The organism is Nonomuraea sp. NPDC049625 (assembly GCF_040675285.1).
Classification (GTDB): domain Bacteria; phylum Actinomycetota; class Actinomycetes; order Streptosporangiales; family Streptosporangiaceae; genus Nonomuraea; species Nonomuraea angiospora_A.
Window position 1 is genome coordinate 728,847 of the sequence record NZ_JBFAOQ010000003.1, and the last position, 13,956, is coordinate 742,802.

Consider the following 13,956-nt stretch of genomic DNA (forward strand, 5'->3'; position numbering starts at 1 on the left):
TAGCGTGCCCGTTCGAATACGAAGGGAGAGAATCCATGGTCGCCATGGTGGAAGAAGAGCTCCACACGGACGCAGTGGAAGTGGAGGAGGAGGACTACACCGACACGGTGGAGGAGGAGCAGCACTCCGGCTCCGCCGAAGAGGAACGTCACACGGACGAGGCAGAGCACGAAGACGACCCGGAGTCGACCTGGGTGCGTCTCCCCCGACGGCCAAGCACCGCCCGCGAATTGTTCGATGCCCTACCCCCCTTCCCCGGCTTCCGGGTCGAGGTCATCGAAGGGAAGCTGATTGTGAGTCCTATGGGCACCCCAGAACACACCTGGATGGCCGTGGACCTGAACGACGCCCTCTCTCCGTCGTGCAAGGAGCGCGGATGGCGAGGAGCGCCCGGCGGCCTGAGCGTCTGCGTCGAAGGCCCCCGAGACTCGCTCATACCCGACTACGTCCTGACGCACCCCCTCTGCCCTCGCTGGGGCCCGGGAGAGCTGTTGTCGTCCGGGGTGCTGATGGTCGCCGAGGTCGTCTCGCCCAGCAGCGTCCACACCGACCGTGAGGAGAAGAGACGTCTCTACGCACTGGGCCGGGTGCCGGTCTACCTGCTGATCGATCCGATCGCCGATGAGCCGAGCGTGACCGTGTTCAGCGATATCAAGGATGGCGTCTATCAGGCGATGACCAGAGTGATCACTGGCACCCCGATCAAGCTGCCCTCCCCCGTCGACTTCAAGCTCGACACCTCGATCTTCATGGCGTGAGCTTCTCCATCGCCTTGGTGATGCGCTTCTCCGACACCGGCGTAGGCGTGCCCAACGTCTGAGCGAAGAAGCTCACCCGCAGCTCCTCGATCATCCACCGGATCTCCACCACATCCGGATCCCCTCTCCGCGCCCGAGGGAGCTTCTCCAGCACGTCGTGGTAGTCGTCCTCGACCTTGTGCACCTTGTCCATCCACTCCTGGTCCCGCCAGGGCTCCTCGGGGAGCTTGGTGAGGCGGCGGTCGATCGCCCGGATATAGCGCAAGATGTCGGACAAACGCCGGTAACCGGTCGCCGTGACGAAGCCCGCGTAGACGAGTTTGCCTAGCTGCTCGCGGATGTCGTCCGTCGACGCGCTCTCCCGCAGGCCGCTCAGCCGGCCGCCCGCCGCGTGCCAGACGCTCAGGATCTGCTCCACCTTCGACAGCACGTCGGCCGCCGTGTCGTGGAGGTGAGCCCGTACGTGCTGGTAGAGGCGGTCGAAGGCCACCGGGTCCCACGCCGCGCCCCCGGCGTCGAGCATCAGCTTGTCGACCGCCGCGTTGACCACGTCCTCGAACAGCGCCACCGCCCCGCCGTGCGGGCTGCGTGACAGCGCCAGCTTGGCCTGGTTGGACAGGCCGCCCAGCAGGGATTTGGCCGGGTTGGTGACGTTGAGGAGGAGCAGGCGGCGCACGCCGGGCCAGTGGGAGCGGCGCTGCTCGGCCGCCGTGTCGAAGATCTTGATCGAGACGGAGTCGCCCGCGTCCACCAGCGCCGGATAGCCCTTCATCCGGCCCTGCTCGAACACCTTCGGCAGCGTCCCGAAGCTCCACGTGTGCAGGCCGGTCTGCTCCAGGTCGTCGCCGGCCTGCGAGAGCGTCTCCCGCAGGCGCGGGGCGAGGCGGCGCTTCAGCGCGTCGAGGTCCTTGTCCTCGGCCACCGTGCGCCGGCGCTCGTCGATCACCCGGTACGTGATGCGCAGATGCTCGGGCACCTGGTCGAGCTGCCAGGCCTCGCGCGGCACGCGTACGCCGGTCAGGCGCAGCAGCTCGCGCTCCACGGCCGCCAGCAGCGGCTCGCCGCCCTGCTTGACCCCCTCCAGCACCTGCTTGGCGTAGTTGGGGGCGGGCACGAAGTTGCGGCGCAGGGCCTTCGGCAGGGAGCGGATCAGCGCGGTGATCAGCTCCTCGCGCAGGCCGGGGATCTGCCAGTCGAAGCCGTCGGAGCTGACCTGGTTGAGCACCTGGAGCGGCACGTGGACGGTCACGCCGTCGGCGTCCGCGCCCGGCTCGAACTGGTAGGTCAGCTTCATCCGCTGCCCGAGCTGTTTCCAGGTGTCGGGGTAGTCGCGGGCGCTGACGTCGGCGCCCTCGTTGACCAGCATGTCCGGCGAGAACGTGAGCAGGTCGGGCGTCTGCTGCCTGGCCTGCTTCCACCAGGAGTCGAAGTGGCGGGCCGAGACCACGTCGGCCGGCACCCGCTGCTCGTAGAAGTCGAACAGCGCCTCGTCGTCCACCATGATGTCGCGGCGGCGCGCCCGGTTCTCCAGCTCCTCGACCTCGCCGAGCAGCCTGCGGTTGTCCTTGAGGAAGCGGTGGTGGGTGTCCCAGTCGCCCTCGACCAGGGCATGTCTGATGAACAGCTCACGCGACAGCTCGGGGTCGATGCGGCCGTAGTTGACCTTGCGGCCCACCACGAGCGGCACCCCGTACAGGGTGACCTTCTCCAGGGCGATCACCGCACCCTGGTTCTTCTCCCAGTGCGGCTCGGAGTAGGTGCGTTTGACCAGGTGTTGGGCGAGCGGCTCGACCCAGTCGGGCTCGATCTTGGCATTGACGCGCGCCCAGAGCCGGGAGGTCTCGACCAGCTCGGCCGACATGACCCACTGCGGCTGCTTCTTGGCCAGCGCCGAGCCGGGGAAGATCGCGAAGCGGGCGTTGCGGGCGCCGAGGTATTCCTGGATCGGCCGGCGGCCGTCCTGCCCCCGCTGCTTGTCCATGACGTCCTTGACGCCGATGTGCGACAGCAGCCCGACCAGCAGCGACGCGTGCACGTGGTACGGCTGCGCGGGCTGGCTGTTGGGCTGGGCGCCGAGCGACTGGCGCACCTGGCTGTAGATGTCCTGCCACTCGCGTACGCGCAGGTAGTTGAGGAACTCGGCCTTGCACAGCCGCCGGAAGGCGCTGGAGGACAGCTCCTTCTGCTTGTCGCGCAGGTAGTTCCACAGGTTGAGGTAGGCCAGGAAGTCGGACTCGGGGTCGGCGAAGCGCCGGTGCTTCTCGTCGGCCTGCTGCTGCTTGTCGGACGGGCGCTCGCGCGGGTCCTGGATGGACAGTGCCGCGGCGATCACCATGACCTCGCGCAGGCAGCCGTTCTTCTCGGCCTCCAGCACCATGCGGCCGAGGCGCGGGTCGACGGGGAGGCCGGCCAGCTTGCGGCCGACGCCGGTGAGCTTGCCGTGGACGTCGAACGCGCCCAGCTCGTGCAGCAGGTTGACGCCGTCCTTGACCTGGCGGCGGTCCGGCGGCTCCACGAACGGGAACGCCTCGATGTCGCCCAGCCCGATCGAGGTCATCTGGAGGATGACGGAGGCCAGGTTGGTACGCAGGATCTCGGGGTCGGTGAACTCGGGCCGGCTGAGGAAGTCTTCCTCCTCGTACAGCCGGATGCAGATGCCGTCGGAGGTGCGGCCCGAGCGGCCCTTGCGCTGGTTGGCGCTGGCCTGCGAGACGGCCTCGATCGGCAGCCGCTGCACCTTGGTGCGGTGGCTGTAGCGGGAGATGCGGGCGAACCCCGGGTCGACGACGTACTTGATGCCGGGGACCGTGAGCGACGTCTCGGCGACGTTGGTGGCCAGCACGACGCGGCGGCCCGTGTGGCGCTGGAAGACGCGGTGCTGCTCGGCGGCGCTCAGGCGGGCGTAGAGCGGGAGGATCTCGGTGTTGCGGAACTCGGCCTTGCCCAGAGCGTCGGCGGCGTCGCGGATCTCCCGCTCGCCCGACAGGAACACCAGGATGTCGCCGGGGCCCTCCGAGATCAGCTCCCGGCAGGCGTCCACGATGCCCTGGGTCTGGTCGTCGTCCTCGCTGAGCGGCCGGTAACGCACCTCCACCGGATAGGTGCGACCGGAGACCTCGACGATCGGCGCGTCGTCGAAGTGGCGGGAGAACCGCTCGGGGTCGATCGTGGCGCTGGTGATGATGACCTTGAGGTCAGGGCGCTGGGGCAGGAGCTGCTTGAGGTAGCCGAGGATGAAGTCGATGTTGAGGCTGCGTTCGTGGGCCTCGTCGATGATCAACGTGTCGTACTGGTCGAGCATGCGGTCGTTCTGCAGCTCGGCCAGCAGGATGCCGTCGGTCATCAGCTTGACGAGCGTGCGGTCGCTCGCCTGGTCGGTGAAGCGGACCTTGTAGCCGACGACCTCGCCCAGGCCCGTGTCGAGCTCCTCGGCGATGCGCTCGGCGACCGTGCGGGCGGCGATGCGGCGGGGCTGGGTGTGGCCGATCAGCCCGCGTACGCCGCGGCCCAGCTCCAGGCAGATCTTGGGGATCTGGGTGGTCTTGCCGGAGCCCGTCTCGCCCGCGATGATCACCACCTGGTGGTCGCGGATGGCCTCCAGGATGTCGTCTTTCCGCTGGGAGACCGGCAGGTTTTCCGGATATTTCACCACCGGTACGGCTTCGCGCCGCCGGACCAGCCGCTGCTCGGCGCGTTCGACGTCGGCGAGGATCTCCGCGACGATCTTGTCCCGGGCGTCACGTGACCGGACCCGGCGCATGCCGTCGAGCCTGCGCCGCAGTCGCCGCTGGTCGCGCGGCATGAGCTCGGGCAGGCGGGAGTGGAGCTCGGCGAGTGAAGAGGACAAGGAAGGCGTTCCCATACTGCTTTCAGGATATTTGAGCCCCGCGTCCCCGGAGCCAACCGACCATGCTGCCCGACACCGGCGGGACGCGCATCCCAATATCTCGCCCGGCCCGGGGCGCCTGCCGGTTATGCCGGCTCGGCGGCGAGACGTTCGATCGTGTCGCGCCCCTCCAGGGGGCGCAGCCAGGCGGCGGGCAGGACGCCGGTGCCGTGGAGGGCGCCGAGCAGGTTGCCGCACACCGAGCCGGTGGAGTCGCTGTCGCCCGAATGGTTGACCGACAGCAGCAGGGCCCGCTCCACGGAGGGCTCGACCAGGGCGCAGTACACGCCGATGGCCAGCGCCTCCTCGGCCACCCACGCGCCGCCCAGCGACTCGACCCGCTCCGGCGAGTGCGAGCCGCCGCCGGCGGCGAGCGCCACGGCGGCGCGCAGGGCCGCGCTGGTCTCGTCGTGCGCCGGGTAGGCCGCCAGCAGGTCCAGGGCGCGGTGGACGGCGGGCTCCAGGGCCTCGCCCGCCACGAGGTACGCCGTGATCGCGGCGAACGCCCCCGCGGCCAGGTAGCCGGTCGGGTGCCCGTGGGTGATCTGCGCGCACGCCGCCGCCACCTCGAACGCCTCCCGAGGGTCGGGCCCCGCGGCGCCGGAGAGCGCGACCAGGCCGAAGGGGGCCGAGCGCATCACGGTGCCGCAGCCCTTGGAGTCGGGGTTCACCGGGCCCGGCACGCCCAGCGGGGACGGCCCGGGGAACCGCTGGCGCAGGCCCGACAGGCAGGCGTTGCCCGGGGCCCTGCGCGAGTACAGCCAGGTCTCCTCGCGCAGCCGGCCCGTGCGGTGCGGGCGGTCCGCGGGCGGCGGGGCCTGGTGGTTCTGGGTGTCGAGCCAGCGCAGGTACGCCTGCCGCACCGGCTCCACCACCTCGGGGTACGGGTACGCCGCCCGCCCCGGGGCCGGGGGTCCACCAGCGTGGGCGGCGCGGGCCCGGAGCAGCCCTTCCACGGTGAAGAGCGTCATCTGGGTGTCGTCGGTGATGAGGCCGGACCTTCCTCGCCACGTCGTGACATATCCGGTAATGCCCTCCGCCCCGTGCTCTCTGCGGATCTCCCGCAACGACTGGAACTCGATCGGCGACCCGAGCGCGTCGCCGATCGCGCCACCGAGGAGGCAGCCTCGTACTCGATCCCGTACGTCCATGGGGAAATCTTGTCAGGCTCCGGGCGTTCTGAGAGATTGCGGGTGATTCGCCCCACGTCCCGGAGGTCACGCGTGCCACAATTACGCCCGGCCCTCTTCGCCGTCACCCTCACCCTCGCGATCGCGACACCCGCCCAGGCGGCGGCAGCAGCAGCACCCGCCATCACCGTCCAGAACGGCCGTACACAGCCGGTCTTCTCCTACGCGGACGCCGTCCGCGAGCACGTGTACGTCGAGTCGACCGTCGACAGCGACCTCGACGGCAAACTCGACAGAGTACGCGTGGACGTCATCAGGCCCAAGGAGTCCGGCCCGGGGCTCAAGGTGCCGGTGATCATCGACGAGAGCCCGTACTACGACAACTCCGGCCGCGGCAACGAGGCAGAGCGCAAAATTTACGACGCCGCCGGAAATGTCACGAAATTTCCGCTCTTCTACGACAACTACTTCGTCCCCCGCGGCTACGCCGTCCTCAACGTCGACATGCTCGGCACCACCCGATCGGACGGCTGCCCGGACATCGGCGGCAAGGCGGACGTCCTGGGCGGCAAGGCCGTCATCGACTGGCTGAACGGCCGCGCCAAGGCGTTCAGGGCGGACGGCACCCCGGCCGTGGCCGACTGGACGACGGGCAAGGCCGCCATGATCGGCAAGTCGTACGACGGCACCCTGGCCAACGCCGTCGCCGCCACCGGCGTCGAGGGCCTGAAGACGATCGTGCCCATCTCGGCCATCAGCTCCTGGTACAAGTACCAGCGCTCCAACGGCGTCATCTACAACCACGACTACGCCTCCTGGCTGGCCAACTACGTCGACACCGACCCCGAGGCCAAGTGCCAGGCCGTGCGCGACAGGATGGACGCCGAGGACGGCGACGACACGGGCGACTTCAATCCGTTCTGGGCCGAGCGCGACTACATCAAGGGCCTGCTCGGCGACGCCTCCAAGGTCAAGGCCAGCGTGTTCGTCGTCCACACGGTCAACGACCTCAACGTCAAGCCCGACAACTTCTCGACCTGGTGGAAGGCCCTGGCCGACCGCAACGTGCCGCGCAAGATCTGGGTCGGCCAGACCCAGCACGTGGACCCGTTCGACTTCGAGGGCCGGCGCGCGCTCTGGGTGGACACCCTGCACCGGTGGTTCGACCACTGGCTGCACGGCGTACGCAACGGGATCATGAACGAGCCCCGCGCCGACGTCGAGATCGGCCCGGCCCGCTGGACCACCCAGCACGACTGGCCGGCGCCGTTCGCGCTCAAGGCGTCCCTGCGTCCCGCGCCCGACGGCTCGCTCGGCCTGAAGCCCGCCGCCAGGAACACCACCGCCTCCTTCACCGACGTCGCCATGACCGAGAGCGACATGGTGGCCGACATCGGGACGGCGAACCCGGGACGGGTCGCGTTCACCACGGGCGCGCTCCCGCTCGACCTGCGCCTGTCCGGCACGCCCACCGCGGACCTGCGGGTCAAGCTGGACAAGCCCACCTCCAACCTGACCGCCCTGCTCGTCGACTTCGGCGACGGCACCCGCGTCGACTGGCGCCGCGGCCAGGGCATCACCACGCTCACCGAAGAGGACTGCTACGGCGAGAGCACCGCGGCCGACGACGCCTGCTACAAGAAGGTCATCACGAACGTGGCCACCCGCCCGCTCGAGATCGTCGCCCGCGGCTGGATCGACGTCCAGAACCGCGACTCGCTCAGCCAGGCCGCGCCGCTGCCGCCCGGCACGTACGGGACGGTCAAGTGGCTGACGCTGCCGCAGGACTACACCTTCAGGAAGGGCCACCGGGTCGGCCTCGTGGTGGCCGGCACCGACTCGACCTACAGCGACGAGACCGGCACCGGCGCGACCGTGACGCTGGACCTGGCCAGGTCCAGCGTCGTCGTCCCGTTCGTCCTGGGCACGCCGCTGGCGGACGTGCCGCAGGACACGACCACGTTCCGCGGTCCCGACCGGGTGGAGCTGCCCGAGCCCGATCGCGAGTTCTCGTTCTTCTAGCGGTATGAGGGGGCTTCTAGCGGTTTGAGGGGGCCTCGGGCGCGCTGCCCGGGGCCCTACCCGCAGGAGAGGACGCCGCGCCGGTAGTCGAGCGTCGTCCGCGTGCCCTTCTGCCGGACCGTCCAGGCGACGCTCATGGTCAGGGTGCCGCCCCCGGCGCTGGTGCCGCCGGTCGTCTTGCCGTCACCGGTCGCCCGGCCCGCCCACTGGACGGTGATCTTCCCCCGCTCCACGCTCGACCGCCCGGAGCAGCCGGGCCGCGAGAGCGGCGCGGTCACCTTGAAGGTGTTTCCGGACACGGTGATGCCGTCGGCGCCCTTGGCGGAGACGATCTCGCAGCGTCCGTCGCACGACAGCGCGAACGTTCCGGTACGCCCCGAGCCCAGCCACGCCGTCGCCGGCGACAGCCTGGCCACCGGAGGCGCGGGCTTGGGCAGCTCGGCCTTCCTGGCCATGCTCGTCAGGCCGGCTCCGGCGGCCATCGGGGCCACCCCGGCCACCCAGCGCGACGGCTCGTCCAGCAGGCCGCCCGTCTGCGCCGAGGCCTTGGTGAGCGTCGGGGGATGCTTCTGGGCGTTCACGACGGCCCAGACCAGCCCCGCCACCAGCAGGCCCACGCCCACGATCAGGCCGAGCCTGGCCACGGCCCTGATCGGCGGCCCCGCCTCGGGGTCGTCGTCGTCCAGCCGGTCCCGCCAGAACTCCTGAACCTGCCCGTCCCGCAGCTCGGCCAGATCGCCGCCCAGGGAGATCCCCCCGTACCGGATGATGGCGCCCTCGCTGTGGGAGCCGTTGCCCGAGCCTTTGATGGCGGCGCTGAAGACGAGCTTGTCCCCGTACGCGCCGCCGCGGAAGGCCCGCGTACGGCTCGGCGGCGTGAACGGGTGCCGCCCGCGCACGGCGGGTGCCGCCGGGGGCTCCTGGTCGGCGGCGGCCGCGCCCGCCGCCGACCAGGGCTTTCCCGAGGTCGCCGTCGTGGGGTCGGCGACCGGGATCTGCGGCGTGGCGTCGGCGACCGGAGGAGCCGGGGAAGGACCGGTCTCCACCAGTGTGCGTGCCTGCACGGGGAAGCCGTCCGCCCGCCAGAGAGGCCCCTCGCCGGGCAACGGCTGCGCCAACGCCAGCCGGTTGGGAAGTGTGCCGGGCAGTGTGGTGATCGGCAGGCGGCGCAGCAGCGCCGCCGCCGACATGGTCCTGGGCGCGGCCCGGCAGGTCGCGCAGGACTGGATGTGACGGCCGATCCTGGCCCTGGCCCGCCGGCCGGGCGCCGCGACCCACGCCGACACGCGTGCCGTCAGGTCGGGGCATCCGTCGCGCCCCCGCGCGGCGATGATCGCGGCGAACCACTCCTCCAGGGACTCGGCAGCCCGGGTGACGATGGTCCGCACCTCGTCCTGGCGCAGCTCGAAGATCACGGAGATCTCCGCGTCGGCCAGGCCGTGGCGCATGGACAGGTCGAGCAGCTCCCGCTGCGGGCGCTCCAGGGAGAGCAGCGCCTCGGGCAGCAACTCCGACATCCGGCCGGGCCGCGACCACGAGCCGATGCTCGCGGGCTTGGCGACGAACGCCCGGTGCGCGCGGGCCACCGCGTACAACCAGGGCCGCCGCAGGGCCGGATCGACCACGCGATCCGCGTACAGGTGCGCCGTCAGCATCGCACCGGCCACCGCCTGCTCGGCGTCGCCCGCGGCGAGCTCCGTGCGGCAGTAGTCGTAGAGGCGGGCTCCGTGCTTGTCGCACAGGTCGCGAATGGCCTGGCGAGCGTCGTCAGACAGGGTTCGCCACATCCGGCGTCACACCTCCTCCAGTCAGTACGCGGAACGGGGGGTCGTCACCTCTTCCCTGGCACGGTGTCCAGTAATGAGGCCTGTGCCAGGTAGGCACGTGTCGCGTCAGGGTCTCCGGCGATGGCGCGCAGCCCGGCCATGGCGGCCGCCAGCCTGGCGCTGTCGCGTTCCCGCACTCCCGCGAGCCGGGTCTCGCGAGGTGGGATCACCCGCTGCAGCAGCACCGAGCGCCGCCGCCAGGCCCATGCCTCCAGCGCCGCCGGCGGGGCGAAGCCGCCGATCACGGCCGCGATCACCTGGCCCACCTCGGCCGCGTCGTGGATGCCGGCGTTCATGTTGAGCCCGCCGACCGTGGAGGTCAGGTGCGCGGCGTCGCCGACGAACAGCACCCGGCCGCACCGGTACGAGGTCAGCACACCCCTGGACAGCCCGAACCGGTCGGCTCCCGTCACGTGGATCGGCCCGCTCGCCCCCGGCAGGGCCCGGCGGACCAGCAGGGACAGGTTCGGCGGCGACAGCGGCTCGTGCGTGTCGCAGGGGATCTTGAAGATGATCCGCCAGTGGTCCGGCAGCCCGAGCAGCGTGCACGACTGCTGCACGTCCCGCACGTACGTCAGCGGCGCCAGGCTCGGCAGCAGCCGGTCCAGCGGCGAGTCGGTGAACACCCGCAACGCCTGCGTCGGGTAGGCGGACCTGGGGAACGGCAGGCCCAGGGAGCCCCTGACCGTGCTGTGCGCGCCGTCAGCGGCGATCATGTACCGGGCCCGCGTCCAGGTGTGGCCGACGCGGACCCGGATCCCTGTGCCACCTTCGGCCACGCCGTCCACGTGGGTGCCGAACCGCACGTCCACGTCCGGGTAGACGCTGAGGGCCGCCAGCAGCAGCGGGGTGAGCTCGGCCTGGTCGGCGTGGATCCTGAACGGATGCCTGGTCAGGCCGTTGAGCCGGTTCATGCCCATCTCGGCCAGCACGATGCCGGACCGGTCGCGCCACTGCACCCGGTCGACGACGCGGCCCTTGGCGACGAGCTGGGACGCCACGCCCAGGTCGTCGAGGAGGTCGAGCGTGGCCGGGTGGAACGTGCAGGCCCTGGTCTGCTTGCTGAGCTCGCTCTCGCGCTCCAGCACGGTGACCGGGATCCCGGCCTTGGCCAGCGAGAGCGCCGCGGTCAGCCCCGCGGGCCCCGCTCCCACCACGATGACGCCGTTCATGCAGCGCCTCCCATGTACCGCCGGTGCGGCACGCGGCCGAGCGTCACCTGCTGCCCGATGGTCCTGGACAGCGCCCACCAGGCCGTGCAGAGGTTGGAGGTCAGCAGGATCCGGTCGTTGCCGGCGCTGAGGGGGCCGAGCACGGGCAGCGTGGCCATGCCGGTGCCGGTGAACAGCAGCACCGCGTCCGCCGGCAGCTCGGCCAGTTCGACCTGGCTGATCAGCTCGGAGGGGGTGACCGCGTACGAGGAGTAGCCGTTCTTCGCGCGTACCTGGATGACCTGGGTGACGTTCAGCCCGGCCGTCTTCCAGAACCGCTCGGCCAGCTCGGTCAGCCACGGCTGGTACGGGGAGACCAGCACGATGTCGCTCACCTCGGCGTGTTCCATCGCCTCGCGTGTGGCCTGCGTTGCCGAGGCGAAGGGCACCCCGGTCGCGGCCGACAGCTCGGCGCACTGGTCGCGGTCCTCATCGGGACCGAGGAGGTAGCGGGGCTCGCTGCAGGCCATGACCATCGCGCTCAGCGGCAGGGCGTCGAACGCGTAGACCATGGAGGGCAGGGCCTCGTTGTAGCTTTCCAGCCGTTCGGCCAGAGACTGCCCGGGCCGTACCGGGAAGCGCGTGACGTGCATGTCGGCGCGCGACCCGAGCAGGCGGGTGAGCTCGGGCTCCGCCGAGGGGTTGGCGGGCGCCACGATCACTCCCACCCTCCCGCGGCTCACTGAAGGCTCCGGGCGAGGACGGTGCGCATATGGGTTCTCCTCCTGTGCGGGAAGGGTGTGGTGTCAGATGACCGGGTGGCGTAACGCGTGGTCGATCTCGGTGATCGCCCGCGCGGGCACCGGACGGATGCGGCGCAGCCTGTGCACGTTGCGCGGCGGTTCTTCCACCGGCGGCGCGTCGCCCTGGTCCTCGCCCCAGGACGGCGGCGGCGCGTGGCGCGCTCCGCGTGCGTGGACCTCGTGCGGCTGTGACCGGCGCAGTTCATCCGTGAGCATGATCGCTCCTGTTCATAGCGGGTTGACGACCTTGCGGTCGTATGTGGCGAAGCGGGCCAGAACCTCGCTCCGTACGTGGTTGACGTGGCCGCGCGGCTCGGCGAGGAGCCGGCGGAAGATCGCCGGCCCCTCTTCCGCCGCGCGTTGAGATCGAGGTTCGGTCTCATGGCCCGACGCCCCGGCGACCCGCACCAGCGCCGTGGCGGCGAGCAGGACGGCGGCCGGGAGAACGGCCACCAGGACGGAGGCGGGCCCGGAAGCGGGCCCCTCCGAGAACGGCCGGCCGATCAGCACTGTGGCGCCCATCGCGCCGATCACCCCACCCAGCATCGCCCACGTGCCGATGGTGCCGATCGCGGAGGCGTGCTGACCGGGTTCGGCGCTCGCGGTGGCCCCCGCCAGAAGACCGACCGCGAGCGCGCCGAATCCGGCGCCCATCAGCACCGCGCCGAGCAGGCTCCACCCGTCGGAAGACGAGTGGGCCGGCAGTGGCGCACAACCTCCGCCCAGAGCAAAGCCTCCGCCGTAGACGGCTCCGCCGGTCCCGACGCGGCGGACGGCCAGGATGGCCGCCGGAGTCACCGCGATCATGGCCGACAGGAGCCCGGCCTTCTCCACAAAAGGCGGCCCCATGGCGAGCACGGCGAACGACGCCGCACCGGACGGGCAGAACGCGCCCGCCGCCATCGGGAGTCCGCTACGTCGCCGGAGCCGCGGGTCGGCCGCGCGCGCACGATGCCGCCACGAGGTCGCGTACGATCCCGCGTACGACCTCGCGGTCGGCTCCGTGGCCGCGGCCGCACGGCCCGGCGGACGCCGATGAAGCCGGCCCCAGGCGCTCCCCCTCGTGTCGGCCAGCACGCCAGCCGCTAACGCGCTGGTCGACAGCACCGCGCCGACTAAGTCGGGCACGTGCCGCGCGATGCCGGAGGGATGGGGAAGCGCCGGGGCCAGCGGCACAAGCGCCACCGTCAGTCCCAGGCGGGGAAGTCGGCCGTGATCGGCCGGCGGCCACCCGCCGTCTGACAGCAGCGCCAGCATTCCCGCTCCTGCGCACGCGCACCAGAACGCGACGCCCCAGGGCCGTTGGCCGGTGGGCGGCGCGCCGGGCGGCAGCGCGTACGCGGCGGGGAACCTCATGGCGACGCCGAGGTGGTGACCCGGCCGCCTCCTGACCCGGTGCCGTGGCCACGCCACGGCTGCCGGGACCGGTGCGGCCCGGTGCGCGGGGATGGGCGTCGGCGTCATCGCGCCGTCCCCGCTCTGGTGGTTGCCACGTTGGGCACGCTGACGCAGACCATGCGCTCGGTCAGCCCAACCCCCGGGGAGGAATCCGGCGTGGCGGAGCACGATGCCGACGAACGTGCGCGCGACCTGGCCGGCACCGCACCACCGGCCACCGTGCGCGCGACCTTCGAGGCGAGCGCGAGATGTTCGCAGCAGCGGCAGCCGACCTTGGCCTCGAGCCCCGCCACCTGGGCGAGCCTGAGCCGCAGCGGCTCCAGCGACGACCGGCGTTCCAGGCCGTCGAGGTCCTCCAACCGGGCGGGCCAGCGCAGCGCGTCGCGGCAGCGAGCCTCCACCTCGGCCGGGAGCTCCTCCACCGGGAACCCCTCGTGGCGCAGCCGGGTGGCGATCATGACGGCCATGAAGGCCGTCTTGTCGAAGTCGGCCAGCCGTCCCGCCAGGGCCGCGCTCAGCATCCTGGCGCGGTGGCTCAGGCAGACCGCACTCCACCCGAGCAACAGCAGCCGATCAGGTCCCGTCTCCGTGTGCCAGCCGGCCAGCCGCAGCTCGCGGGCCATCCGGTGGTAGAAGCGCCAACGGTGACGAGGGCTGTCCAGCCAGACCTGGAGGCCGCCGAGAGGCAGGCTCGCGACCTGAACGCCGGCTCCCACTGCCGGCCCGGCCACGCGCGCGCAGATCCGCTGCACCACTCGCTCCTGCCCCGTGGAGGGCAGATCTTCGAGGTGCGAGGATTCCATGGTCACGTCCGGCCACCTCCTCCCCGACTGTTAAGCCACAGTTACCATGCCCTCCGATAGTCTGCTTACGAGCGAGGCTATGTCAACTGACAGTTTGCGCATAAGTTGATACCTACTCGCGGGGCAGAGCTGCCCCGCATGGCAGGGGACAGTGCGGCTCGCGTCCCTTACGCTGGAAA

The 13,956-nt window shown here is 71.2% G+C and carries 10 protein-coding genes; 2 read left to right on the top strand and 8 right to left on the bottom strand.

Translation table 11 applies throughout. From position 1 onward, the window contains the following. The first annotated feature begins 35 nt into the window (after nt 1-35). Nucleotides 36-758, top strand: coding sequence for a Uma2 family endonuclease (locus tag AB0J87_RS16875; protein ID WP_363966102.1), 723 nt, complete (start codon nt 36-38; stop codon nt 756-758). Here the strand turns inward: AB0J87_RS16875 and hrpA are convergent. Continuing rightward, entirely contained in the window at nt 748-4,620 is a 3,873-nt protein-coding gene (gene hrpA / locus AB0J87_RS16880; RefSeq protein WP_363966104.1) for an ATP-dependent RNA helicase HrpA, read from the bottom strand. The two genes, AB0J87_RS16875 and hrpA, sit on opposite strands and share 11 nt — an antisense overlap. Before the next feature lie 110 nt (nt 4,621-4,730). Beyond that, nucleotides 4,731-5,795, bottom strand: coding sequence for an ADP-ribosylglycohydrolase family protein (locus AB0J87_RS16885; protein ID WP_363966106.1), 1,065 nt, complete (start codon nt 5,793-5,795; stop codon nt 4,731-4,733). 72 nt (nt 5,796-5,867) lie between these two features. Between AB0J87_RS16885 and AB0J87_RS16890 the strand changes: the two genes are divergently transcribed. After that, nucleotides 5,868-7,796: a Xaa-Pro dipeptidyl-peptidase gene (locus AB0J87_RS16890; RefSeq protein ID WP_363966108.1), complete on the top strand. Its 1,929-nt coding sequence runs from the start codon at nt 5,868-5,870 to the stop codon at nt 7,794-7,796. Nucleotides 7,797-7,852: 56 nt separating this feature from the next. Here AB0J87_RS16890 and AB0J87_RS16895 read toward each other — a convergent pair whose 3' ends face one another. The 6 genes from AB0J87_RS16895 to AB0J87_RS16920 all read right to left on the bottom strand — a co-directional run bounded on the left by AB0J87_RS16895 (nt 7,853) and on the right by AB0J87_RS16920 (nt 13,783). Further along, on the bottom strand, nt 7,853-9,583 hold the full coding sequence (locus AB0J87_RS16895) for a hypothetical protein (protein WP_363966109.1): 1,731 nt from the start codon (nt 9,581-9,583) through the stop codon (nt 7,853-7,855). A gap of 44 nt (nt 9,584-9,627) precedes the next feature. After that, nucleotides 9,628-10,794 carry an FAD-dependent oxidoreductase gene (locus tag AB0J87_RS16900; RefSeq protein WP_363966111.1) on the bottom strand — a complete coding sequence of 389 codons (1,167 nt, stop codon included), beginning with the start codon at nt 10,792-10,794 and terminating at the stop codon, nt 9,628-9,630. Next, on the bottom strand, nt 10,791-11,516 hold the full coding sequence (locus AB0J87_RS16905; protein WP_363966112.1) for a hypothetical protein: 726 nt from the start codon (nt 11,514-11,516) through the stop codon (nt 10,791-10,793). The genes AB0J87_RS16900 and AB0J87_RS16905 overlap by 4 nt, the downstream gene beginning before the upstream one ends. Nucleotides 11,517-11,579: 63 nt before the next feature. Next, nucleotides 11,580-11,792, bottom strand: coding sequence for a hypothetical protein (locus tag AB0J87_RS16910; RefSeq protein ID WP_363966114.1), 213 nt, complete (start codon nt 11,790-11,792; stop codon nt 11,580-11,582). Between the two features lie 12 nt (nt 11,793-11,804). Next, nucleotides 11,805-13,040: a hypothetical protein gene (locus tag AB0J87_RS16915; RefSeq protein ID WP_363966116.1), complete on the bottom strand. Its 1,236-nt coding sequence runs from the start codon at nt 13,038-13,040 to the stop codon at nt 11,805-11,807. After that, entirely contained in the window at nt 13,037-13,783 is a 747-nt protein-coding gene (locus AB0J87_RS16920; RefSeq protein WP_363966118.1) for a hypothetical protein, read from the bottom strand. Before AB0J87_RS16920 ends, AB0J87_RS16915 begins: the two co-directional genes overlap by 4 nt. Between the last annotated feature and the right edge of the window lie 173 nt (nt 13,784-13,956).